This window comes from Streptomyces sp. NPDC093097 (assembly GCF_044754325.1).
Lineage (GTDB): Bacteria > Actinomycetota > Actinomycetes > Streptomycetales > Streptomycetaceae > Streptomyces.
Genome location: NZ_JBIVOW010000001.1, coordinates 43,662 through 67,706, shown reverse-complemented (window position 1 = coordinate 67,706; position 24,045 = coordinate 43,662). Strand labels below are relative to the sequence as shown.

The window sequence follows — 24,045 nt, the reverse complement described above, 5'->3', positions numbered from 1 at the left end:
TCTGCGCGATGGGCTCTATAGGCTGAATGGATGATCGTTCGCTGTGAACACATCATCAACCCCGTGACCGGCAAAGCAGACAACGACCACCCAGGCATGCGCATCGGAGCGGAATACCCCGTCCTGGAAGTAATTACCACGGCGCAAGGCGTGCTCCTTCGGATCCCGGATCCGGCCGACAGTGCGCCCGGGACCTTCGACAGCCCAGGCCTGTGGGACGCCTCCATGTTCACCGTCGTAAGCGATCGGGTTCCCGACTGCTGGGTTGCCGGGCTGGACGACGGGAGATTGACCCTGGCGCCACGGGAGTGGCAGCGGCTCGGTTTCTGGGAGGACTTCTTCGACGGAGCAACAACCGCTGTCGCCGAATACAACCGGTGCAAGACCGAGATCCTCGAACAGCGCTGACGTTCGGAGACCTCCCCACCCAGACGGAGGGGAACCGGACGCGACCGCCGAGGCCAGGAGTACGGGCACCCCTTCTCCACGCGGGCGGAGGCAAACCGCTGGGGATTCTTGGGGTTCCCAGCGGACTTGCGTACATGGGCATGAATCCGGCGCGGCGTGCGGAACCTTGGCCACGTTCCGCTCTCCCACGATCAGCCGGGAGCCGTAGCGGAGGCCGGCGAAGTCGCCGCCCTGGCCGTCGGGCGACTGCGGCAGTCGCCTGCCACGGCCAACGCGGCCGCCATGCACGGGGCTTTGGAGCTCGTCGCAGTGATGGCCGATGCCCGGCAACGCAACTGGTGGCAGGCCCGGGAAAGGCTGGAGAAGGCCGCTCCGCCCGGTGAACGGGTCGGCGACAGCAACGTCGCATGGACGGTCTTCGGCCCCACGAACGTCAACCTGAAGGTGCGAGGCCCACTACCGGCGCCGGCGCGACAACCACGGAGACTGGCACGCAGTCGCTCAACGCAACCTGTTCAACCTCATGATCGGCCAGCGCCACCGCTACCCCCAGAAGCACACCGATTCGACAAGAACACAGCCTTTCCCACCGAACTTGTGGCCGTGTTTGACGAGTTGGCGACCCGAGGTGTCAGCGCGCTGCCACCCACACGGTGATCTTCACCGGCACCCTCCGCCCCACCCTCCTGTGCACCCTCGACGGCGCCCCACGCCCCCGGCGACGAGGAGGACACCCCTCTCAGAGTGGCGGTCAGCGGGGCGATCAAACGTTGATCAACCGTTTAGCGAGCCCTGCCACGGTGGTGCCGAGGACCCCAGGGACGCCCGGCCCGAACGGGCAGGTCGACGAGGACCACCCCGGCATCGTGCCGTTCACCGGCCTGCCGGGGACGGCCGCCGCGGCTGCCGGGGCGCCCACCGCTCACGGGTGCCTCATCCCTGGCGAACGCATTTCAGCAAGCGGGACGAACAACCTCACCGGCCGGGAAAGCCGGGAAGCCGGTGAGGACGAAAGGGAACTCTCGGATGTCCAAAATCATCGTCGCTGCCACGCCCGTGGTCGGCCATACCGGTCCCCTGCTCCGGATCGCCGGCCATCTGGCCGGCCTGGGGCACGAGGTGTTATTCCTCGGCGGGTCGCGCTTCGCGGCACAGGCCGCGGCGGCGAACTGCACCTTCCGGGCGCTGCCCGGGGCCGCGGACTACGACGACCGCGATCTCGCAGCGAGTTTCCCGGAACGGGAACGCGTACCGGTCGGACCGGAACGGCTCGCCTGGGACGCCATGCACATCTTCGGCGATCCGGCGCCCACCCAACTCGACGAGCTGCGCCGGATCTTGAGGGACTTCCCGGCGACCGCGGTCGTGTACGACAGCCTCTTCCTCGGCGGAGTCGCCCTGTCGCTGGACCGGAAGGCCGACAACCGGCCTCTGGCGGTGGCCGTCAGCACGTTCCCGCTGATGCTCGGGAGCCGGGACACCGCTCCGTTCGGTCCGGGCCTGCTGCCCCCGGTCAACGAGCAGGAGCGGGCCGCCTACACCGCGCTCGCCGATCGGCTGGCCGAGCTGGGCCGACCGGTGACCGATCATCTGCGCCGGACCTTCGCCACCGCCGGGGTGGAGCTGCCCGAGGGCGAGCGGGCCCGGGTGTTCGCGGAGGCCGCCGACCACTTCCTCCAACTGACCGTGCCCGGATTCGAGTACCCGCGCAGCGATCTGCCCGGCAACGTGAGGTTCGTCGGCGGGCTGCCGATTCCCGCTGCCCGTGACGAGGAACTGCCCGAGTGGTGGCCGGAGTTGGAGACGGTGCGCGCGCAGGGCCGCAGGGTGGTCGTGGTGACCCAGGGGACGGTCGCCAACGGGGACCTCACCGCGCTGGTGGTGCCGACCCTGCGCGCCCTGGCCGGCCGAGAGGACCTGCTCGTGGTCGCGGCCACCGCCCGGCGGGACGGTGTGCAGCTTCTGACCGCCGCGCTGCCGGGGCTGCCCAGGAACAGTCGCGCGGCCGGGTATGTGCCGTTCACCGCGCTGCTGCCGCACGCCGACCTGCTGATCAGCAATGGTGGTTACGGCGGCGTGCACACCGCGCTCGGGTACGGCGTGCCGCTGGTGATCGCCGCCGAGAGCGAGGACAAGCCGGAGGTCGCCGCTCGCGTGGAGTGGAGCGGCAGCGGCCTCAACCTGCGCACCGGCCGGCCCACCGTCGAGAGCCTGGCGGCGGCGGTGAACCAGGTACTCGCCGACCCCTCCTACCGTGACCGCGCCGAGGCCCTGCGCGCCGAACTCGCCGACCACCGGGCGCTGGACGTCATCGCCGACCTGGTCTCCGGGAGCGGCTGACGGCAGAGAGCGTCGGCGACGGCTCCCTCACCCATCGGCCAAGAACACCCCTCGACGCACACCAGCACCGTTACCCACCGCACGCAACGCATCACAGCGCGAGCGGAGCGACCGTAGAGAACAGGGCAGGCGGCACCCTGGAGGAAGGGGACGTGCGCAAGCGGGAGAGGAGGCGTGATGCGGACCAGCGACGAGGTCTATCACCAGGTCCGCTGGGACCCGCGGTTCGACCCGGCCCGGTTCGTGCTGGGGATCAGCCAGCGCAGGGACGCCGTCGCACGCGTCCCGCTGCCTTTCTTTGTGCCCGGGGGCGACATCCCGTGGCACCGGGTGATGTTCATCGAGGCGGACGGCGAGGTGGTCTGGGACCGGGCCACCGGTGTGGACCGCATCGACGCGTCGGGGGCCGGCCGGGTGCGGGACCCGCGGGCGAACCCGAGCTTCGCCGGGGGCGAGCCCGCCGACGTCCTCGATGTCTCCCCGACGAACCGCACCGCGGTGGCCTGGGTCCCGCCTGCCGAGCTCTGGCCTGCGATCCAGGACATCCGCTGGGATTACGATCCGCAGATCCACCGCTGGCCGCCGCACGTGAATGTGCTCTTCGGCTTCGTTCCGGAGTCCGACTTCGAGCGGGCGGCCCCGTTGCTCGCCGCGGCGGCGGCCGGGACGCCGGTCTTCACCGTCCGGCTGAGCCGGGTGCGCACCTTCCGGCAGCGGGCGTACGTCACCGTGTGGCTCGATCCGGCGGCGGACGGCACGACGCCGTGGGCGGGTCTGCACCGCGTGCTGCAGCAGCGGTTCCCGCGCTGTCGTGGGCCCGCCAAGGACTTCACCCCGCATCTGTCCCTGGGCCGGACCCGGGATCCGCTGCGCGTCACCGCCGACTGCGCCACCCGGCTCGACGCCATGACGGCGACGGTCTGGGAACTCGTCCTGCTCTCCCGCAGGGGCGACGGGCCGATGCGGCCACGGGCCACGGTCGCGCTGCGCTCGGGCACGGTCCGCTGGCTGCCCGCACCCGGCCCCGAAGCGCCGGGCCCGGAGGACACGGCATGGCTCTCCGAGATCACCGACAGGTGACGTCATGGTGAGGCGGGGCAGAGCGCTGCCGGGCGGCCCGCCTGCCACGCGCCGAACCACGACGGCGGGTCCCCCACGCGCCTGCGGCACACGGCACACGGCACACGGCAGCGTGCCATCGCCCCCTCACCCGGTGGTCACCGCGAAGAGCACCAGGAACGTCGCCCAGCACAGGGCGACCAGCGCGGCGCCCGCCAGCTCGGTGCGCAGGGGCCGGGCGCGGGCGGGCACCAGCCAGAAGGCGAAGATGCGGTTGATCAACGGCAGGAGCAGCCAGGTCAGGATGGCGACGCTCAGCACGTTCGAGACGAACAGGCTGAGGTATCCGGGCACGCCGAGCGCGGTGAAGCGGGAACCCGCCGTGAGGTTCAGGACCTTGACGGTGGGATAGAGCGCCAGGAGCACGCACATGGCCTGCTTCCAGTTGGGCGGTGCGCCCTCTTCCGCACGCGTGTCGAAGCGGAACCAACTGCCGAACGCGGAGCCGACCTTGCGCACGTCGTAGGAGACGAAGAAGTCGCGGCCCTCGTCGAGGAGTCGGGTGCGCGCGGCGGAGGCGAGCCAGTCGTCGAGGTGCGGGCGGTTGTCGAACCGGAAGACCGCGACCCACTTGCCCTGGACGCCCTGCACCGGGCGGAACAGTTCGGATCCCATGAAGCCGGGGAAGGTCCGCTGGGCCGCCAGCATCCGGTCCTGCCACCGCACGAAGTCCTGTTCCTGGTCGGGTCGTACCTCGTGGGAGATCACCGCGGTCACGGAGTCGTGGACGGGGGTGCCGCCGACGAGGACCTCTTGTGCGGGCGGCTCCTCGAAGAGGTCGCGTCCCTGCTCGATCAGCGCCCGGCGCGCCTCGGAATCCAGCCAGGTCGACAGCTGGTCGAGGTGCGCGAACCGGAAGACGACGACCCATTCGTTCTCGCCCGTGGCCTCGGGCGGGTAGAGCTCCGTCCCCTCGAATCCGGGGAAGCCGCGCACGGTCTCGTTCGTGCGCTCCTGCCAGCGGCGGTAGTCGTCCGCCCGGCCCGCGCGGACCTTCTGCGAGATCACAACGGTCGCGACGTCGCTGCGGGAGCCACGGCTTGCAGGGGAACTCACCCTTACTAGACTAGTTCATAAGGACATATGGGGCATAAAGGCGCCTTTGTGAGATTGATGTTTGATTGAGCGGTGGGGGTTCTTCCGCTCAACCATTCTCCACGGGGAGCCGGACGCGACGCTCTGATCGGAGGCACCGGTCATGGGGCACAAGGAATTCATGGCCGAGGCGGTCGCGTTGGCCGCCGAATCCGTCGAAGAGGGCTGGGGCGGCCCGTTCGGCGCGGTGATCACCCGGGACGGCGAGATCATCGCGCGCGGCCAGAACCGCGTGCTGCTGACGGCGGATCCGACCGCGCACGGCGAGGTCGAGGCCATCCGCAAGGCGATCCAACTCCTCAACCCCGATGCGCCCTCCGTCTCCGAGGTGCGTCAGAACGCGTACACGTTGGAGTTGGTGCCCCGACCGGAGGGTTCTCCGGACCAGTTGCCGGAGCGTGCGCGCATGCTCCAGGGCTGCTCGATCTACACCAGCGGCGCCCCCTGCCCGATGTGCATGAGCGCCATCTACTGGTCGCGGATCGACGCCGTCTACTTCAGCTGTGACTGGCAGGCCACCGAGGAGATCGGGTTCAGCGACGCCTTCCAGTACGAGGACTTCCGCAAGCCCCCCGGCGAACGGAGCATCGCCATCGCGCAGATGTACCCGGAGTTGGGCGCCCGTGCCTACCAGGCATGGACGGACAAGCCGAACCGGCACCCGTACTGACCGCCCAACCCGACCGGCCCGCCTGGGGGTTCGGATGGATCTCAACACCGTCACCGCGGTCGTGGCGGCACCCAGCCGCGCGGCCCAGGCGACCTGGCGGCCGGGCGATGCCTGGCTGGCGGGCGGCACCTGGCTGTTCTCCGAACCCCAACCCCATCTCCGCCGCCTGATCGACCTGCGGGGGTTCGACTGGCCACCGTGGCGGGTCGACGCCGACGGGCTGGAGATCGCGGCCACCTGCACGTTGGCCCGCCTCGGCCGGATCGACCCGCCTGCGGAGTGGACCGCGGCCCCGCTGATCGGTCAGTGCCGGCGGGCGTTGCTGGGTTCGTTCAAGGTCTGGAACGAGGCCACCGTGGGCGGCAACCTGTGTCTGGCGCTGCCCGCGGGCCCGATGATCTCGCTGGCCACGGCGCTCGACGGGGTCTGCACCCTCTGGCGGCCCGACGGCGGGGTGCGGCAGGTGGCCGCCCTCGACTTCGTCACCGGCCCGCAGCGCAACGTGCTGGCGCCCGGTGAGCTGCTGCGCTCGGTCACCCTGCCGGCCGCCGCGCTGCGCTGCCGCACCGCCTTCCGCCGCATCTCCCTGACCCCGCACGGCCGTTCCGCGGCACTGCTCATCGGCCGGCGGTCGCCCGAGGACGGTGCGTTCACGCTGACCGTGACCGCCGCCACCGTCCGCCCGGTCCGCCTGGCCTTCCCCCGGCTGCCCGGGGCGGCGGAGCTCCTCACCGCGCTGGAGCGCGCCGTTCCGCCGCGGCTCTACCACCACGACGTGCACGGTGCCCCGGCCTGGCGGCGGCTGATGACCGTCCGGTTCGCCGAGGAGATCCGCGCCGAGTTGGCCTGGCGGCGGGAGGAGGGCGCGCGATGAGGATCGAGGTCAACGGCCGGGTCTTCACCGGGGAGCCGCGGCCCGGTCAGTGTCTGCGGACCTATCTGCGCGAGCTGGGCTGGTTCGGGGTGAAGAAGGGCTGCGACGCCGGGGACTGCGGGGCGTGCACCGTGCACGTCGACGGCGAGCCGGTGCACAGTTGCCTCTTCCCGGCGTTCCGCGCCGCCGGCCGCCGGGTGACCACGGTCGAAGGGCTCGCCGGCGACGCCGCGTTGCATCCGGTGCAGCGGGACTTCCTGGCCGCGCAGGGGTTCCAGTGCGGTTTCTGCACGGCGGGCCTGATCATGACGGTGGCCGCGCTCGACCCCGAGCAACGGCGGGACCTCCCCGAGGCGTTGAAGGGGAACCTGTGCCGGTGCACGGGCTACCGCGCGATCGAGGACGCCGTCCACGGTGTCGTACGGGTCGACGACGATCCCGAAGGGCAGTCGGTGGGCCGGAACCTGCCGGCGCCGGCCGGGCCGCAGGTGGTGACCGGCACGGCCCGCTACACCCTGGACGTCGGCGTCGAGGGCCTGCTGCACGCGAAGTTGGTGCACGCGCCGCACGCGCACGCCCGGATCACCGCGATCGACACCGGCGCCGCGCGTGCGGTGCCGGGGGTGCGGGCGGTGTTCACCCACGAGGACGCGCCGGCCCGCCGGTACTCCACGGGACGGCACGAGGACCCCGACCTCGACCCGTCCGACACCCGCCTCTTCGACGACGTGGTCCGCTTCGCCGGGCAGCGGGTCGCGGCGGTGGTGGCCGACAGCGTGGCCGCCGCGGAGGAGGGCTGCCGCCGACTGGCTGTCACCTACGACGTGTTGCCTGACGTGTTCGACCCCGAGGACGCCATGACGCCCGGCTCTCCGGTGCTGCACGGCGACAAGGGGCCCGGGCAGCACGTCGCGGACGCCGGCCGCAACATCGCCGCCGAGGTGCACGGCGACCTCGGCGACGTCGAGGCGGCCTTCGCCGAGGCCGACGTCATCCACGAGGACACCTACGTCAGTCACCGCCTCCAGCACGCGCACCTGGAGACCCACGCCTCGCTCGCCTGGCTGGACGCCGCCGGCCGGCTCACCGTCCGGACCAGCAGTCAGGTGCCGTTCCTCACCCGGGACGCCCTGTGCACCCTCTTCGGGCTGCCCAGGGACCGGGTCCGGGTGCTGTGCGGCCGGGTCGGCGGCGGCTTCGGCGCCAAGCAGGAGATGTTCACCGAGGACGTCGTCGCGCTGGCGGCACTGCGCACCGGTCGGCCGGTGCAGTTGGAGCTGACGCGCGAGGAGCAGTTCACCGCCACCGCCGTCCGCCATCCCGTCAGCGTGCACGTCAAGGCCGCGGCCCGGCGCGACGGCACCCTCACCGCACTGCAGCTGCGGGTGGTCGCCAACACCGGCGCGTACGGCAACCACGCCACCACCGTCGTCCACGGCTGCAACGAGTCGATCGCCGTCTACCGCTGCCCGAACAAGAAGGTCGACGGCTACGCCGTCTACACCGACACCGTGCCCTCCGGGGCCTACCGCGGCTACGGACTCAGCCAGACGATCTTCGCCGTCGAGTCGGCGATGGACGAACTGGCCCGCGCGCTCGGCATGGACCCGATCGCCTTCCGCGAGCGCAACGTGATCCGGCCGGGCGATCCGATGCGGAGCTTCAGCGCCGCACCGGACGACGTCGAGATCGGCAGCTACGGCCTGGACCAGTGCCTGGCCCTGGTCCGCTCGGCGCTGCGCCGCGACGTCGGCGCCCGACCGCCGGCGGGAGCGGAATGGCGCGTCGGCCAGGGCATGGCCCTGGGGATGATCGACACCATCCCGCCGCACGGACACCACGCCGAGGCCCGAATCGCCCTGCGCACCGACGGACACTACGAACTCACCACCGGCACGGCCGAGTTCGGCAACGGCACGACGACCGCACAGCGGCAACTCGTCGCGCGCGTGCTCGGCACCCGACCCGAACGGATCCGGATCATGCACGCCGACACCGACCGTCTCGGCCACGACACCGGCGCGTTCGGCTCCACCGGGATCGTCGTCGCGGGACTGGCGGCGACCCGGGCCGCCGAGGAACTGCGAACCCGCATCATCGCCGCCGGGGCGCACTGCGCCGGGGTCGAGCCGGCCGCCTGTGCACCCGCCGACGACCACGTGCGCTGCGGCCAGGCACGCATCCCGCTCGCCGACCTCGCGACGCGCTCCCGGGCCGCCGGCCGGGAGCTGTCCGCGACCGCCACGAGCGAGGGCTCGCCCCGTTCGGTCGCGTTCAACGTGCAGGGCTTCCGGGTCGCGGTGCACACCGGGACCGGCGAGATCAGGATCCTGCGGAGCGTCCACGCGGCGGACGCCGGCCGGGTCGTCAATCCGATGCAGTGCCGCGGCCAGATCGAGGGCGGCGTCGCCCAGGCCGTCGGCGCGGCCCTGTACGAGTCCCTGCTGTGGGACGCGGAAGGGCACCTCCTCACGACGACCTTCCGCAACTACCACATCCCCGCGTTCGGCGACGTGCCGCGCACCGAGGTCTACTTCGCCGACACCGCGGACGCCCTCGGGCCACTGGGCGCCAAGTCCATGAGCGAGAGCCCGTTCACCCCCGTCGCCCCCGCCCTGGCCAACGCGGTACGGGACGCCACCGGCATCCGCTTCGCCGTCCTGCCGCTGACCCGCGACCGCGTCTGCCTGGCCCTCGCCGCCGCCCGCGCGACCACCACCGCGCGGGAGTACCTCACACTCGGGCGGCGGTCCTGAGACCGCGCTCGCAGGCATGCAGGCACGCATGCCCGGATGTCGCCGCCCTGGGCCAGGCATGCACCCTCGCCGGCCTTTCCTCGTCTACTACGTCAGCGCCGCCGGCCTCTGGGTACTACAGCTTCTTCGCCTCCCGGACGGTGTGGAAGTGGACCAGGACGTCGTAGGCCCGGCCGATGGCGAGCTCGGCCGGCTTCTCGACCGGGAACTCCGTGCCGACGTCGTACGTCGGACGCGAGACGTCCAACCACTCGCGGGCGGCGGCAGGCGCCTTGCGCAGGTCCGCGTAGTAATCGCGGTACCGGACCTGGTCGAGCGTGTACTCATTCGTGCCGGGACCGGCCGGACCGACGGTGAACTTCTCCCACTCACCGCCCAGCGCCTGACCCTTGGACAGGAAGGAGCCCTGGTCGAAGGTGGTGCCGACGGCAACGTAGTCCGCACCGAAGGTGTCGCGGAGAAACGAACCCTGAGTCTTCGGATACGTCAGGGGATCACTGGCCGTGTAACCGGCATGGCCGTTCTGGGCGGACAGCAGGACCTTGCCACCGGTACGCCGCTGCCACCATTCCGTGGTCTGGGCCATCACCTCGTCGCGATAGCGCTCCATGGCGGTCAACGAGGCCTGGTCGTCGACATTGACGGCGAGGAAGGTGTAGGTCTGGGCGATGTTGCGGGCGTTCTGCAGGGCGAACGCGAAGTCGTCATTGTCCGACTCCGACTCTCCCTGCCCTTCCATCAGCTTGAGCACCTGCTGGGCCTTGGCCGCGTTCTGCTGCCGTTCCGCGAGCGGTCGGTTCAGGTAGCCGATGGCGTCGTCGAGCGGGCGCAGGCCGGTGAGGAGCGTGTCCAGGCGCGGCAGGGACTCCGGATGGGCCCGCCGGACGTAGTCGGTGACCGCGTCGAAGACGCGCTCGTCGAGCCTGGGCGCGCCGATGTCGTCGCCCAGGAAGTGGACCGGCCGATCGGGGTGCCGGCGGTTGTGGTCCCGCATCCACTGGACCAGATTCACGAACTCCTCGCGGTCCCAAGGGGAACCTGCCATCGCCTCGTGCACAACCTGCCGCGCGTCGCCGTTGCCGTGGCCGTTGCCGTTGCCGTTGCCGTTGCCGTGCTGGACGTAGTCGTCGATCCGCAGGCCCGCCGACCAACTCATCTCCAGGGCAAAGGTGGTGAACCCCTTCTGCTCGACGAGGTAACGGAACACCCGGTCCTTCAACGCGAAGAACTCATGCGAGCCGTGTGTCGCCTCGCCCAGGCCCACCACCTTGGCATCGCCGACCATCACCCCGAGGTCGCGCAGGTCAGCCGAATCGGCGCCCGGCTCCGCCGACAGCAGCGGATGCGCGATCCGGTCCAGCGCGCGGACGGGGTCCGGCGCGGTGACGGCCGCGGATACCGTCGGTGCCGCGTACGCCGCCGCGGGGGCCAACGTCGTGGCCAGCGCAAGAGCCACCGCCGCAAGCCGCTTCCCATTCCCCATCATGCAAACACTCCCCAACCCATGTGCCGTCAACCGCTGTTGAGAAGATCATGACGCCCACACCAGCCCGAGCGCGCTGAGGCCGCCCCGACACTTTCCCTGGGGATAACCCCATGACCAGGACTCCGGCATCCGGTGCTCCAGATCCCCGAATCTCCGGATCTCCGGATCTCCGGATCTCCGGATCTCCGGATCTCCGGATCTCCGGATCTCCGAGAAGTCCTCGCACGGATCGCCCCCGCGGGAACTCACGAACCGGCCGGCTGCACAGGCCGCGAACGGCGGCCGCCTTCCGCGGTCGGGCCGGAAGACACCGCATGACGCGCGGCGCCTTCCGGCAGACCCGTTCGGATCAGGCCTTGACCAGGAGCCAACCCCCGAGGCCGTTGCACAGGTTGGCGTTGAAGGTGGTAAGGCGGTAGCCGGCCGGCACAGGCGTGTTGGGGCAGATGGAGAGGCCGACGCGGGGCAGTTGCTGGAACCACGAGCCGATGTTGCCGCAGCCGGCGTTGTTGTGGCCGGTGAGCACGTAGCCGGGCGGGATGGGCGAGCCCGCGCAGGTCCACTGGCCGTCGCGGGCCAGTTGCAGGTACCAGGAGTCGATGCCGCTGCAGCCGACGGCATTGTGGAGGGTGATCACGTAGCCCGGGGGGATCGGCGAGGTGGCGCAGGTCCAGATCCCGTCCTGCACGGGCTGCAGGTACCAGGCGCCGGCACCATTGCACCCGTTCGGCGCGCGGCCGGTGACCACGTAACCCGACGGTATGGGCGTGCCGGGGCAGACCCACCCAGGGGCCTCCTGGGGCGCGGCGGCGACCGATCTCTGGGGTGCCGCACTGGCCACGCCGGCGCCCGTGCCGGTCAGGGCGGCCACCAGCAGCGCGACCACCCCCACCGCCGCGGCGAGCCGGCTCCGGGCCGCCGACACCAATGAACGACCGAGCAGATGACGGTACTTGATGTTCACTTCACACCGGTCCAATCGACGGATCCACGAGGCGCCGCACGATGACCGTGCGGCGCTTGGGTTGCGGAGCTGAAGTGACCTTAGTGGGAAGCGGTGCGGTTAGTTATCACAGGGAAGGATTTGTCATCAACCTGGCCGAAATTGATATGGGGGACCGTCAATTGCCGATTCCTGCAGCCAAGTCAGCCCAATTGGTGCGTCGGCGGTAGCAGATGAGGGCATGGACGGCGCTGGTGAAGCGCCCCGCCCCACCCTGAGGCCGGGCAGCATCACTGCCGATAAAAGCCGGGGTGCCGGCCGGACACCGGACGGGAGGAACGGGGAAGGCCGGGAAGGAACCGGATGGGCTTGATCCGCTCGGTCCTGATCGGGGCAGGCGGTCAAGCGGCAGGCCCGAGTTCGGTCGAGGCCGGCCGTCTATCGGTGAGTTGGGCGGCTGACCTCACGTGATGTGCACGGGGTGCCTGCGGGTTTGCGGGGTGCGCCGTGGAAGACCTGCCGCGCGTGCCACTCGCGGTGTCGTTGCGCAACCGGCGCGTTGCCTGGCTGCGGGCCGATGACCGGTCGGCCGGCGAGGGCGAGCACATGCTGCCGGCTGGCCTCGCTGCGGCCGACGAAGCCTTGGGAGACGAGGATGCGATGGTCGTCCCCGAGGCCGAGCACTCCCTTGTCGAAGAGCTTGTGGTGCAGCGAGCACAGGCACAGGCCGTTGTCGACCGCGTCCGGCCCAGCGTGTGACCACCAGCGCACGTGCGCGGCCTCCAGCCCGACCGCGCTCCCGCCGAGCACCCCGTCGTAACCGCAGAACGCGCACTGGAACTCGTAGGCGGTGAGTATGAGTTCACGCATCCGGCGATCACGTTGCCGTCGTGCTGGGGCGCCCGTGCCGGTCACGGGTCCGATCTCGGCGATCTCCAGGTCGAGACCGACGGCTTCGCACAGGTCCATGTGCAGGGACGGCGGGAAGTGGGTGTCCAGCAGCAGTCGGACGAGCCGGCCCAGCAGCGACGAGTCCCTTGCGAGCGCGGCCCGCAGGCCGGGAGCGAGACGACCGGCGCCTCCGCTGGAACGAAGGACCCGGACCCCGCTTCCGGGGCTTCCCGGCCCCTGATCGGTCCTGACCTCCCACACACCGTCACTGACGAGGTGGTGGAAGGGGTATGCGGGAGTCGTCGCGTGCGAGGGGCCGTACTCGACGAGCAACCGCTTGAGCTCGTCCTCGACCGCGCTGAAGCGCAACTCGCCGTCGGCATCCTGCTGATAGCTACCCAGCGCGTACAGCAGCAGCAACGGCTTGTGCGGAGCCCGGACGTCGTTGTTCTTCCACTGCCTCAACTGCGCAACCCGATCAAGCCAATCCATGACCCGCAAGGGTAGTTGGGATCACGGACACCGGATCACGGGCGCCGGAGCCCGCTGGTGAGGGCGTTTCTACGAATGCCAGGGAACCTTGCTCCCCACACTGATGCTGATCGTTTCCCACTGCCCTGGTGAGCGCAGGATCCTTGCCCTCACGTCGCCGAGTCCCCCCGTTCGTCCGCCTGCCCAGGCTCCCACCCGGCAATGTCGCGAAGGGCGGCCAAGTGGTGGGTGAAGGCCACGCGCCCCTTGCCTGTCAAGGAGAGCCAGGTACGCGCACGCTTGCCGACAAAGGCTTTCGGACCTTCACGTAGCCGGCCTGCTCCAGGAGGGCGATCTGCTTGGACAGGGCCGAGTCCGTGATCTCGATGGTGTCGCGGAGCGTCTTGAAGTCGGCCTCGTCGACCGCGGCAAGCACGGCGGCGATGGAGAACCGCACCGGGGCGTGGATCAAGGTGTCGAGGGACTTGCGCGGATGCGTCACGGCCTGGCTCCGAAGGTGCGGGCCGCCTTGCGGTCGAGGATGCCGATCACGAAAAACGGCATGGCACACAGGATGGCACTCGGTCCCCACCACAGCGGTTCGCCGGAGAAGAACACCGTGCCGAGCGTGACAGTGAGTGTGTAGACGGCTGCGCCTGCCGTCGTCGCGAGGACATACAGAGTCCGGTGGTGGCGGGCAAGCACCGGACGTGTCGCCGTGTAGATCACGGGCCCGAACAAGCGGTCGAGGAGCATGTTGCCCGATTCCTCGTAGGCGGCACCGCTCCGGGGCACCGAACGGTAGAGCACCAACTCGCAGCGCAGCCCCAGTCGGGCCGTCGCCGCGGCGGTCAGCCGGGCGTGATTCGATTGCAGGGCGCCGAGAGTGATGACGGTATCTGCTCCTGCCTCGACCGCCTCGCCGAGCAGAAATTCCAGTTTCCGCACCTTGTCTCCCGCGAGGCCGAGGTCGCCGACGTCATCGCGCTTGAGGTGTCGACGGTCGGGACCATCGTCACCTGGTTCTCGCTGTTCGTCTGCCAGCTGCGGCTCCGCCGGCTGTCGGACGCCGGGGTCATCCCCGCAAGCCCGTTCCGCATGCCGTTCCACCCTTACGGCAGCTACGTCGGCCCGGCCTTCCTCGCCCTCGTCGTGCTGGGCGTCGTCATCCAGGGTTGGAAGTCCAGCCCCGACTTCTGGGGCAAGACCGACTTCATCGCGGTAGTGATCAGGGTCCCGATCGTGGCGCTGATCATGCAGTTCGGCTGGTCCCGCGTCCGGCGAGGCGTCGAGGAGCACACCGGCGGGCAACTCGGCCCGAAGTGGCCGATCATCGACCGGAACGGGCGGGTTCACTCCCACAGCACCAAGGCCGCAGATCGCGAGCCCGCCGGGGATCGGAAATGAGCGCAGGCCGGTCGGACAGCTGGGCGCTCTGCCCGTCGACAGCGTCAGGTCTACGAAGCACTGTCCGGTGCGGCCGACCGACAGACAGAGGAGACGCAGGCGCCGCGCTGGAAGCCGGGAAGAACCTACGCCCCGCCCACTTCCCCGGGTCCGAGCGCGCTGCGGGCCAGGCACCGACTCGGCATGCACCCGGTGGGCGTGGAACCGACCCGAGCAGACCACCCAAGCCCTGCTGTGCGCGTACCACGCAAGGGTCGCAACTCTCTTTTGCGTGTGCGTATTTCGAGTCCCGAGAGGGAGCATCGTCGAGGAGCTGACCGCAACCCTGCGGCAGCAGACACCACTCGTCGTCTTCCGAACCCCGCAAGCAACTGGTCACAGATCAGCCGCCCGACCGCCTCGAACGCGCCGACGGACGCTGCGGATGCGACGGCGTCGTCGCGGCTCCCGGCGGTTCAAGACATTCGCGTCACTGGGACCGGCGCTGACGTTGCTCGAAGAGCACGGCTTCGTGTGCGCGTTCCAATCCGAACGAAGCAGTACTCGGGGACATCAGCCCGCAGTGACGAACCATGCGCATCCCTCGCTCTTGGGCGAGGGCGACAGCTCCGCCCATCCGTGATCTTGAGGTCTGCTGGTCACGTGGCTGTGCTCACTCTGGTCGGGCCAATCTGGTCAGCGACACGAACTCGTATGCGGGATTGGGGATCGCATCAATGGGGCGTCAAATCGATAGCTGCTGACCAGAATCTGCGGCGGTGGTCTGCCTACATTGGCCGGGCGAACTGATCGAGTACGGCTTCGCCCTGGGGACTGTCATGGCACACGAGCATTTTTCCCTGCATCCCGAGCCGGTTGAAGCGCTGGCCAAGGACTTCATTTCCTCTTCCGACCACTTGGACGGCCGCATCAGCACCTTCGCCACCCGTGCGGAGAACGTGGATGACGCCTTCGGTGTGATGTCCGAGTCCACTGAGGTCCTCTCCCAGTACGTGGAGATGACCCGTCACACAGTGACTTCCCTGCGGCAGCTGAGTGCCGGGCTGAAGCACTATGCCGCAGGCCTGCAGCACACCGTGGCCTCCTATCAGGAAGTCGATTCCGCGCAGGCGCAGCAGTTCGGAGGGAAGTGACATGACCGGCCGGCAGCAGGAGCAGCAGCCGCAGATCGAGAAGAGCTTCAACCTGTTCAACCCTGGCGGGGATCCGTCCGTGCTGCGGTCCTGTGCCGAGGCATGGCGGTACATGGCTCATGATCTGAAGAGCACCGTCGAGGAGCAGGACCAGGAGGTCGCCCGGCTCGGGGACAACTGGACCGGAGCCGCAGCGGACGCCTTTCACTCGCACTGGGCGCACACCAGGGGCCAGGTGGAGAAGGTGTTGCCGCAGTTCGAGTCCGTGGCTCATCAACTGGACACCACCGCCGATGCCATCCAGAAGGCCAACGACGAGGTGCATCGTGTGGTCGAGGAGATCGCTGCGACGGCGGCGATCGGCATTGGCCTGACAGTGCTGACCGCAGGATTCTCCGATGCCATAGCGGCGGGCGCGGCCGCAGCGGAGATCGCCGAGGCTGCGGGCGAGGTCACCCGACTCGGACAGCTTCTGATCAGGGCTGCCAAGGCGATCGAGACGGTGAAGAAGGCGATGGAGACGAGCAAGCTGCTCAAGTTCACTATCGAGTTCGGGAAGGGGACCGGCGCCAATTTCATCGGCAACGTCGGCGGACAGGCCCTCACCGGGCAGGAGATCACCTGGAAACAGGACCTCCGGGATGCCGCCCTGGCCGCGGGCGTTGGTGCCGGGATCTCGCAAGGTGCGGGCAAGCTGGGCGAGAAAGTGGGCACGTGGGCAGAGAGCACTGGAAAGCACGGAACGGATTGGGCCCCCGGAGGGACCATCGCCGCAACACTCCAAGGCGAGAATGCGGCCGGCAAGATCGCTATGGGCGGGCTGGGCAGTGCGGGCGGGCAGGCCGCGGCGGACGAGGCGGACATAGTGATCGACCACCAGGAGAAGGACGTCTTACGGGACATAGCCTTCAGCGGTGCGGGGGGAGCCGCTGCCGGGGCCGCCAACCACGAGGGAGACAAACTCTACGAGGCCATCAGCGGCAAGCACCGCAAGGGCGGGCCTGCCTCCCTCCCCGCCTTTCAGGAGATCGCGATCGACGGCATCATCTACGGCGAATTCAACGGCGCCAACACGGCAACGGACGATTGATCGATCGTGTTCGAGGTTCGCAAGAGCATCAAACGCTTCCGTGACGATCCGGCCTGGACATACCGCAAGCATGGCCGGGACCACCTCGACACCTTCGACCGCCTCGGATACCCGTTCAGCCTCGGCGTCGATGGCCTTGCTCTTCGTGACCTGCTCCAGGGCACCATCCAGGGCCGTCAGGCGAGTCTTTTCCACCTCCTGGCATGGAAGCGCACGGGGGGAGGCGGCAACAGCGCACCAGGCGGACACACATACTCCGCGGCCGTCCTCCCATTGCCCCGGGCGCTCCCCGCGACCGCTGTCACGGACCGACGACTGGCATCGTCCGTATGGCAGCGGAGAATTCCCGCGCTCAACCGCGTCACGGGCCGTGGCAGGGACTTGCCGGATCTCGGCAGCCACCTGGTCCGCTACTGCGCCGACGATCCCGACTTCGCGGCTCTCATCAGCACGTACGCCATGGAACGGCTCATGCACGACGCCCGGATGGGCTGGCGCATCGAGGGAAACCGCATGATCGGGTGGACATCCGGACGCAAGACGTACGAGGACCTGCTGTCCCTCGCCGAAACTCTGGTGGCCCTGATCGACGGCTTCCCCGAACAGGCATGGCGCTGGCCGGAGTAAGGGGGCCGCAGGCTCACTGACGTACCGTCACCTCCGGGCGTCGCGGAAGTGGCCCAGGGTGTGCCAGGACGGCCCGGGATCCACGCCCCGTAAGAACGGGCTGTGGGCTACCGACTTCACCTACATCGCCACCTGGGCCGGCTTCGTCTACGTCGCCTTCGTCCTCGGCATCTCCTCCCAGCGCATCGTCGGCTGGCGGGTGGCCGGCCGCAAACGCACCGATCTCGCCCTGGACGCACTCGAGACGGCCATCTGGTCCCGCGACCGCGACGGGACCGCTGACCTGCACGGACTCCTGCACCACAGCGACGCCGGGGGCCAGTACGTGTCCCTCCGCTACACTGACCGGCTCCGCGAAGCCGACGCTGCCTTGAGCGTCGGCACCGTCGGCGACGCCTACGACAACGGGCTCATGGAATCCCCGATCGGCCTGTCCAAGACCGAGATCATCGAGCCCGGCGGACTCTGGCGGACCCTCGGCGACGTCGAGATCGCCCCTGACCTGGGCTGACTGGCACAACCGGCAGTGCCTCCGCAGCAGCATCGGCAGCCTCTCGCCTCTCGAATACAAGGCGATGTACTACTATTCGCGCCAAGCCGCACAGAACACCTGAAACTCACACACCACACTTCTCCAACGAACCCGGAGCGGTTCACTCGGGAGATCGCTATGGATACTGCTCTGGCAGAGCTGCTTGAGGAGCACCCGGTCGTCGCCAGCGTCTTGGACGAGTCCGGGCTGCGGGCGGTGCTGCGTTCCGACTGCAAGATCGTGTTTTTGCTCTACGGCTCTTTGCTGGACCTCCCCGAGATCGTGCAGGCCCTGAAGGACGATGGGCGTGTGGTCCTGGTGAACGTCGACCTGCTCGACGGCTTCGGGGGAAAAGAGATCGTCGTGCGGTTCATCAAGGAGAGAACCGCTGCGGACGGGATCCTCAGCTCGAAGGCGTTCATGGTGCGGGCTGCTCGTGAGCTGGGATTGTTCGCGGTGCACCGCTTCTTTCTCATCGACTCGCTGTCGTACCGCAATCTCGCCCCGCAGGTACGCATGTCACAGCCAGACTGCGTGGAGATCCTGCCTGGCTGTATCCCTCGGGTCATCTCCTGGGCCGTGACAGACATCGACGTGCCGCTCATCGCCGGCGGGCTCGTCTGTGATCGTGACGACGTCTTCGCGGCGCTCAAGGCGGGGGCGTGCGCCATCGCCTCGTCCAATCGGGACGTCTGGGCCATGTGACCTGCCCTGCAGAAGGCAAAGAAGGGGTTGACATCGGGAAACCCTGACTCGTACGGTACGCAAACGGACCGAGAGGGTCCGCACAACTTCACATTGGCTCCGACCCAGTGCCGGAGCAGTTACTAGAGACCAGAGAACAGTGACTCCTCAACCGTCGAGGAGTGCTGTTCTTTTTTGTTTCCAGATTTCTCGGGTTCTGAGCTTCCACGAAGAGGTGGTTGTGCGTTGTCCACATCACGTAGATGGGTCAGCTTTCTGATCCTTTCCATGTCCGGCGGGATCGTTTTCCAGGTCGCGTACATCCGCTTCGTTTTTCTCGGCCCCACCGCCGAGGCGCTGCGCCTGTCGGCGCAGGACTACGGCAACATCATCTCGGTGTTCGGCGCCGTTGCGGTGGTCATGTACTTCCTCGGCGGTTGGTTCGCCGACCGGTTCGAGCCGCGGGCGTTGATCGTGGCGGCGCTGGCCGGGACCGGTGTGGCCGATCTGTACCTGGCACAGGCGCCTGGGTACTGGGGTGCGATGGCTGCCCATGTGGTGATGGCCGTGATGGGCATGGGTCTTTACTGGCCGGCGTTGGTCAAGGCGATCGGCATGCTCGGGGACTCTTCTGAGCAAGGGCGTCTCTTTGGGTTCCTGGAAGGCACACGTGGGGTTACCTCCACGGTGGTGGGGTTTGTCGGAACCGGAATCGTCGCGACGGCCGTTGTGCAGTCTGCCGGGGTCATCTGGTTGATCCGACTCTATGGGGTGCTGTGCTTCGCCTTTGCCGCCATGGTGTGGTTCTGGGTGAAGAGTGATGCCGAGAGGTTGGCGAACCTTGGTTCGTCGTCGGTGACGTTGCGGCAGCTGTGGCTGGCCGTGCGGAACAAGTACACGTGGCTGATCGGCATCACGGCCATGCTCATGTACTGCTTCTACACGACGCTCGGCTATTTCTCGCCGCTTCTCGAGCACCGCTTTGGGATGGCTGCTGGGCTCATCGGCGTCATCGGGGTGATCCGCACCTACGTCTTCCAGTTCGTCGCCGGCCCTGCGGGCGGCATCGTGGTCGACAAGGTCACCAAGTCGTCGCCGCGTCTTCTGCGGTGGATGTTTGCCGGGAGTGCCCTCGTCGCGGTGATCTTCCTGGTGCTGCCGCAGGAGCCTGCGTACATGTGGGTGGCCCTGGCGTTGATGTTCCTGCTGTGTCTGTTCGTCTTCACCAGCCGGGGCGTGTACTTCGCGACCGTCGGCGAGGTGGAGATCCCTGAGAACGAGCGCGGCGGTGTCATCGGGTTGGCTTCTGGCATCGCCTTCCTGCCGGATGCGTTCTTGCCGTCGCTGTGTGCCTGGTGGATCGGGGACCCCTCGGCGTCCCCGGCGGTGCCTGAGCACGGTGGCGGTTACACGGCGATGTTCGTCTTCCTGCTGGCGATGGCGCTGCTGGGCCTCCTCGTCACGACCCTCACGACCCGCACTCGTGCCCGGGAGTTGGCCTCCCGCGCCGTGTCCTCCCCCGATGCGGCGCCGCCCGTGGCCGCCGTGACGGGCTGACTCCCGGCTCGTTCCTCCCCGAGACCGTCCCCTTGAAGGCAGGATTTGTTATGGACATCACCGCATTCCACCGCGGCTTCTTCTCCCTCGACGGCAAGAACGCCATTGTCACGGGCGGCAACACAGGGTTGGGGCAGGCGTTCTCGCTCGCCCTTGCGAAGGCCGGCGCGAACGTCTTCATCCCGTCGGTCGCCGAGGACGACGGCACGACGCGCAGGCTGATCGAGGGCGAGGGACGCCGTATGGAGTTCCTGGAGGCGGACCTGACGGCGCCGGGCGTGCCGCGGCAGATCGTCCAGGGCTGTGTGGAGGCGTTCGGCTCCGTGGATGTCCTGGTGAACTCGGCGGGCATCTGCAACCTGGCCTCCGTTGAGGAGTTCGGCCGTGCGGAGTGGGATCCGATGGTCGCGATCAATCTGACGGCGGCCTTCGAACTCAGCCATGAGGCGGCGAAGTTCATGATTCCGCAACGCTCGGGGAAGATCATCAACATCGCGTCGCTGTTCTCGTTCCTGGGCGGCCAGTACTCCCCCGCCTACGCGGCCACCAAGCATGGCATCGCGGGCTTGACCAAGGCGTACTGTGACGAGCTCGCCCCGTACAACATCCAGGTCAACGCGATCGCTCCCGGCTACTTCGCCACGAAGATCACCGAGGCGACGCGGGCGAACCCGGAGACCAATCAGCGGGTCCTGGACCACATTCCGGCCGGGCGCTGGGGGGATGTGGCCGACCTGATGGGGACGACCGTCTTCCTTGCCTCTCGCGCGTCGGACTATGTCAACGGCCATGTGCTGCCGGTGGACGGAGGCTATCTGGTCCGCTGACCCGCCGTCTCCCGCGCACTCCCACCGCACCTGATACCGAAACACCACGAGGTGGAATCATCATGGCCCAGTCGTCCTCGAAGCTCACCCGCGAAGACATCATCGCCCGTCTGAAGGACCTCGTCTCTGCCGAGCAGATCGTCACGGACGAGGAGCAGCTCAAGCAGGCGAGCGTCGACCGCTTCAAGAAGTACCAGTCCGTGCACGGCATCTACGACGGCCCGATCCCCGCGGCGATCGTCAATGCCCGCAGCTCTCAGGACGTCTCGCGCGTTCTGGCCTTCGCCAACGCCCACGGCATCAACGTGGTCGCCCGCACCGGTCGCACCGGTACCGAGGGCGGGTTGGAGACCGCGGTCGAGGACACGATCGTGCTCGATGGCTCGGGACTGGACGAGATCGTTGCGATCGATGCCGAGAACATGCAGGTAACCGTCCAGTGCGGGGTGCCGCTGCAGTTCCTGGAGGACCGCCTGCGCGAGCAGGGTCTGACCACCGGGCACTCCCCGCAGTCCAAGCCGCTGGCGCAGTACGGTGGTCTGGTCTCCACCCGTTCGATCGGCCAGTTCTCCACGCTCTACGGCGCGATCGAGGACATGGTGGTGGGTCTGGAGGCGGTCTTCCCTGACGGGACCGTCACGCGGATCAAGAACGTTCCGCGTCGCGCGGCGGGCCCGGACATCCGGCACATCGTCATCGGCAACGAGGGCGCCCTGTGCTACATCACCGAAGTCACCGTGAAGGTTTTCAAGTACCAGCCGGAGAACGACGAGTTCCATGGCTTCCTCGTGGAGGACATGGCGACCGGCATAGCGATCATCCGTGAGGTCATCACCAACGGCTACCACCCCTCCGTGGTGCGGGTCTACTCCCCCGAGGACGCCCGCCAGCACTTCGCGCACTTCTACCAGGGCAAGGTCGTCGTCGTGTTTGTCGCCGAGGGCCCCAAGGGGCTGGTGCGCGCGACGAGCCAGGAGATCGAGCGGGTCGCGGCGCAGCACCCGCACACGAAGGTTGATCCGCAGCTGATCGGGACGTGGTTTGCGAACCTCAACTGGGGTGTTGAGAAGATCGAGGCGGAGAAGCAGCACATGCTCGACGAGGCCGAGCTCGGCTACACCACCGAGGTGTCGGTCGACTGGTCGCGTACTGTCGAGCTCTACGACAACGTCATGCGTCGCATCCGCACGGAGTTCCCGGCGGCGGAAGACTTGGTGATGCTGGGTGCCCACTCCTCGCACAGCTACCAGACCGGCACGAACTTGTACTTCGTCTACGACTACAAGATCAATTGTGAGCCGCGGGAAGAGATCCACACCTACCACATCCCGCTGAACGCGATCATCGTCGAAGAGTCCCTGAAGGTCGGTGGCTCGATGGTGCACCACCACGGCATCGGCAAGTACCGGGCACCGTGGACGCGGCAGGAGCACGGCAGCGCCTACTACATGCTGGCCAAGCTCAAGGAGGCGTTCGACCCGAACGGGATCATGAACAAGGGCACGATCTTCCCGATCGAGGGCTGATCCGCTTAACAGGCCGAAGGCGTCCGCCGGCTGCCCCGTTGCGTCTCCCACGCGGCGGGGCGGCCTCCTCTACCTCCCCTTGCCGGACAGTGCAGTCCGGCCCGTACCCCGGAGTGGGCATGACCAGCACCCGTCCCCGCTACTTCATCGGCATCGACAACGGCTCCCAGTCCTCGAAGGTGACTGTCTTCGATGACCACGGCCGGGCCGTGAGCGAGGGCCGCGCCGCTTTGCGCCCGTATCACACCCCGCGCCCCGGCGTCGTCGAGCATCCCGACGACGACCTGTGGACGACGATCGGCCAGGCGAGCCAGGCAGCACTTGCGGCCTTCCCCGGAGACCCGGCCGACATCGTGGGGGTTGGTCTGTGCACGATCCGTTTTTGCCGCGCGGTGCTGAAGGCGGACGGCACGCTGGCACAGCCCGTCATGAGCTGGATGGACGCACGCGTCTCGCAGCCGCACGCGGCACCGGACGCGGCGTACGTGACCACCTCGTCCGGCTACATCACCCACCGCATGACGGGCGCCTTCCGCGACACCGCCGCCAACTACGCCGGGATATGGCCCGTTGATCCCACGACCTGGCAATGGTCCCCGGATTCCGAGGAGTTGGCCGCCTTCGGGGTCACGCGCTCCATGCTGTTCGACCTCGTCATGCCTGGCGAGATCCTCGGTGAGGTCACCGAACAGGCGGCCGCGCAGACAGGCATCCCCGCCGGCGTCCCCGTCGTGGCGACCGCCAACGACAAGGCTGTCGAGGCGCTGGGGAGCGGGCTGCGCGCCCCCGAAACGCTGCTGGTGTCACTGGGCACCTACGTCGCCGGGATGGCGACCGGGCCACGCTATGTGACCGGCGCTCGCGACTTTTGGACCAACTACGCAAGCGAGCCCGGCCGTTACCTGTATGAGTCGGCGGGCGTGCGGCGCGGCATGTGGACCGTCAGCTGGTACCGCGACCTGCTCGGCGAGGAGGCCGCGGTCCACGCCCGAGCGGCAGGGCTCTCGATCGAGGACTACCTCAATGCGCAGGCGGAGAAGGTCCCGCCGGGCTGCGAGGGCCTGATGACGGTCCTCGACTGGCTCGCCCCGGCCGAGGCCCCGTTCCGCAAGGGCACTCTGCTCGGCTTCGACGGCAGGCAAGGGCGCTTCCACATCTACCGCTCGATCCTCGAAGCCCTCGCCCTGACGGTCCACGACACCTCCACGCGCATGGCCGCCGAACTCCGCACGCCGTTCCAGGAGGTCATCGTCTCGGGCGGTGGCTCATGCTCGGAGGTGATGATGCAGATCCACGCCGACGTCTACGGCGTCCCGGCCCGCCGCGCCGAAGCCTCCAGCGCGGCCGGCCTGGGCGCGGCGATCTGCGCGGCGGTCGGCCTGGGCATCTACGCCGACACCGACGAGGCCGTCGCACACATGGTCCGCCCGGGCCCGGTCTTCATGCCGAACGCAGCACACCACGCCACCTACCAGCGGCTTGGCGAGGTGTACCGGAGCGTGCGAGAACACACCGACAAGATCTACCGGCAGAGTCACGAGATCTTCGGCTGACTCCCTGCAACACCGCAACTCCTCGTCGTGCTGTGGCCGAGGCGGTTCCGTTCGGA

Annotated in this window: 22 protein-coding genes; 16 read left to right on the top strand and 6 right to left on the bottom strand. The window is 68.5% G+C overall.

Translation table 11 applies throughout. From position 1 onward, the window contains the following. Positions 1 to 30: 30 nt before the first annotated feature. The 3 genes from ACIQE0_RS00325 to ACIQE0_RS00315 all read left to right on the top strand — a co-directional run bounded on the left by ACIQE0_RS00325 (position 31) and on the right by ACIQE0_RS00315 (position 3,828). Positions 31 to 408, top strand: coding sequence for a hypothetical protein (locus tag ACIQE0_RS00325; RefSeq protein WP_402327929.1), 378 nt, complete (start codon positions 31 to 33; stop codon positions 406 to 408). 1,026 nt (positions 409 to 1,434) lie between these two features. Next, complete coding sequence (locus ACIQE0_RS00320; protein WP_402327927.1) at positions 1,435 to 2,748, top strand: glycosyltransferase; 1,314 nt, start codon at positions 1,435 to 1,437, stop codon at positions 2,746 to 2,748. A 177-nt stretch (positions 2,749 to 2,925) separates the two neighbouring features. Further along, complete coding sequence (locus ACIQE0_RS00315; RefSeq protein ID WP_402327925.1) at positions 2,926 to 3,828, top strand: RNA repair domain-containing protein; 903 nt, start codon at positions 2,926 to 2,928, stop codon at positions 3,826 to 3,828. Positions 3,829 to 3,954: 126 nt separating this feature from the next. Here ACIQE0_RS00315 and ACIQE0_RS00310 read toward each other — a convergent pair whose 3' ends face one another. Then, positions 3,955 to 4,923, bottom strand: coding sequence for an antibiotic biosynthesis monooxygenase (locus ACIQE0_RS00310; RefSeq protein WP_402327923.1), 969 nt, complete (start codon positions 4,921 to 4,923; stop codon positions 3,955 to 3,957). A 142-nt stretch (positions 4,924 to 5,065) separates the two neighbouring features. On the opposite strand from ACIQE0_RS00310, the gene ACIQE0_RS00305 reads away from it, so the two are divergent. From ACIQE0_RS00305 to ACIQE0_RS00295, 3 genes are read left to right on the top strand one after another with little or no spacing between them, the layout of a single operon-like run. Next, positions 5,066 to 5,632, top strand: a complete 567-nt coding sequence (locus ACIQE0_RS00305) for a nucleoside deaminase (protein ID WP_402327921.1) — start codon at positions 5,066 to 5,068, stop codon at positions 5,630 to 5,632. Between the two features lie 34 nt (positions 5,633 to 5,666). Continuing rightward, positions 5,667 to 6,506 carry an FAD binding domain-containing protein gene (locus ACIQE0_RS00300; RefSeq protein ID WP_402327919.1) on the top strand — a complete coding sequence of 280 codons (840 nt, stop codon included), beginning with the start codon at positions 5,667 to 5,669 and terminating at the stop codon, positions 6,504 to 6,506. After that, positions 6,503 to 9,262 carry a molybdopterin-dependent oxidoreductase gene (locus ACIQE0_RS00295; RefSeq protein ID WP_402327917.1) on the top strand — a complete coding sequence of 920 codons (2,760 nt, stop codon included), beginning with the start codon at positions 6,503 to 6,505 and terminating at the stop codon, positions 9,260 to 9,262. The genes ACIQE0_RS00300 and ACIQE0_RS00295 overlap by 4 nt, the downstream gene beginning before the upstream one ends. Positions 9,263 to 9,377: 115 nt before the next feature. Here ACIQE0_RS00295 and ACIQE0_RS00290 read toward each other — a convergent pair whose 3' ends face one another. The 5 genes from ACIQE0_RS00290 to ACIQE0_RS00270 all read right to left on the bottom strand — a co-directional run bounded on the left by ACIQE0_RS00290 (position 9,378) and on the right by ACIQE0_RS00270 (position 14,001). Next, a complete protein-coding gene (locus tag ACIQE0_RS00290) occupies positions 9,378 to 10,748 on the bottom strand; it encodes an erythromycin esterase family protein (protein ID WP_402327916.1) in 1,371 nt (456 codons plus the stop codon). Positions 10,749 to 11,097: 349 nt separating this feature from the next. Next, positions 11,098 to 11,712, bottom strand: a complete 615-nt coding sequence (locus ACIQE0_RS00285) for a hypothetical protein (protein WP_402327914.1) — start codon at positions 11,710 to 11,712, stop codon at positions 11,098 to 11,100. Positions 11,713 to 12,129: 417 nt separating this feature from the next. Further along, complete coding sequence (locus ACIQE0_RS00280) at positions 12,130 to 13,074, bottom strand: phosphorothioated DNA-binding restriction endonuclease (protein ID WP_402327912.1); 945 nt, start codon at positions 13,072 to 13,074, stop codon at positions 12,130 to 12,132. Positions 13,075 to 13,327: 253 nt separating this feature from the next. Then, positions 13,328 to 13,555: a transcriptional regulator gene (locus ACIQE0_RS00275; RefSeq protein ID WP_402327910.1), complete on the bottom strand. Its 228-nt coding sequence runs from the start codon at positions 13,553 to 13,555 to the stop codon at positions 13,328 to 13,330. After that, the gene (locus ACIQE0_RS00270) at positions 13,552 to 14,001 is read right to left on the bottom strand and encodes a hypothetical protein (protein ID WP_402327908.1); all 450 of its coding nucleotides are present in this window, start codon (positions 13,999 to 14,001) and stop codon (positions 13,552 to 13,554) included. The genes ACIQE0_RS00275 and ACIQE0_RS00270 overlap by 4 nt, the downstream gene beginning before the upstream one ends. Before the next feature lie 45 nt (positions 14,002 to 14,046). Here ACIQE0_RS00270 and ACIQE0_RS00265 point away from each other — a divergent pair, with 45 nt between their 5' ends. From ACIQE0_RS00265 to ACIQE0_RS00220, 10 genes are all read left to right on the top strand, one after another. Beyond that, positions 14,047 to 14,460 (top strand): hypothetical protein, encoded by a 414-nt coding sequence (locus ACIQE0_RS00265; protein ID WP_402327906.1) that lies wholly within the window; start codon positions 14,047 to 14,049, stop codon positions 14,458 to 14,460. An 818-nt stretch (positions 14,461 to 15,278) separates the two neighbouring features. Beyond that, positions 15,279 to 15,593: an ESX-1 secretion-associated protein gene (locus tag ACIQE0_RS00260; RefSeq protein WP_384094526.1), complete on the top strand. Its 315-nt coding sequence runs from the start codon at positions 15,279 to 15,281 to the stop codon at positions 15,591 to 15,593. Position 15,594: 1 nt separating this feature from the next. Continuing rightward, positions 15,595 to 16,683 carry a WXG100 family type VII secretion target gene (locus ACIQE0_RS00255; RefSeq protein WP_402327904.1) on the top strand — a complete coding sequence of 363 codons (1,089 nt, stop codon included), beginning with the start codon at positions 15,595 to 15,597 and terminating at the stop codon, positions 16,681 to 16,683. 6 nt (positions 16,684 to 16,689) lie between these two features. Further along, on the top strand, positions 16,690 to 17,310 hold the full coding sequence (locus tag ACIQE0_RS00250) for a hypothetical protein (protein ID WP_402327902.1): 621 nt from the start codon (positions 16,690 to 16,692) through the stop codon (positions 17,308 to 17,310). A gap of 58 nt (positions 17,311 to 17,368) precedes the next feature. After that, the gene (locus tag ACIQE0_RS00245; protein WP_402327900.1) at positions 17,369 to 17,821 is read left to right on the top strand and encodes a DDE-type integrase/transposase/recombinase; all 453 of its coding nucleotides are present in this window, start codon (positions 17,369 to 17,371) and stop codon (positions 17,819 to 17,821) included. 159 nt (positions 17,822 to 17,980) lie between these two features. Further along, positions 17,981 to 18,547 carry a glycerol-3-phosphate responsive antiterminator gene (locus ACIQE0_RS00240; protein ID WP_366330181.1) on the top strand — a complete coding sequence of 189 codons (567 nt, stop codon included), beginning with the start codon at positions 17,981 to 17,983 and terminating at the stop codon, positions 18,545 to 18,547. A gap of 267 nt (positions 18,548 to 18,814) precedes the next feature. After that, positions 18,815 to 20,083, top strand: a complete 1,269-nt coding sequence (locus ACIQE0_RS00235; RefSeq protein ID WP_402327898.1) for a nitrate/nitrite transporter — start codon at positions 18,815 to 18,817, stop codon at positions 20,081 to 20,083. Between the two features lie 50 nt (positions 20,084 to 20,133). Beyond that, positions 20,134 to 20,910 carry an SDR family oxidoreductase gene (locus ACIQE0_RS00230; protein ID WP_366330183.1) on the top strand — a complete coding sequence of 259 codons (777 nt, stop codon included), beginning with the start codon at positions 20,134 to 20,136 and terminating at the stop codon, positions 20,908 to 20,910. Positions 20,911 to 20,972: 62 nt separating this feature from the next. Further along, the gene (locus ACIQE0_RS00225) at positions 20,973 to 22,436 is read left to right on the top strand and encodes an FAD-binding oxidoreductase (protein ID WP_366330184.1); all 1,464 of its coding nucleotides are present in this window, start codon (positions 20,973 to 20,975) and stop codon (positions 22,434 to 22,436) included. 119 nt (positions 22,437 to 22,555) lie between these two features. Next, on the top strand, positions 22,556 to 23,989 hold the full coding sequence (locus tag ACIQE0_RS00220) for an FGGY-family carbohydrate kinase (RefSeq protein WP_402327896.1): 1,434 nt from the start codon (positions 22,556 to 22,558) through the stop codon (positions 23,987 to 23,989). The last annotated feature ends 56 nt before the right edge of the window (positions 23,990 to 24,045 follow it).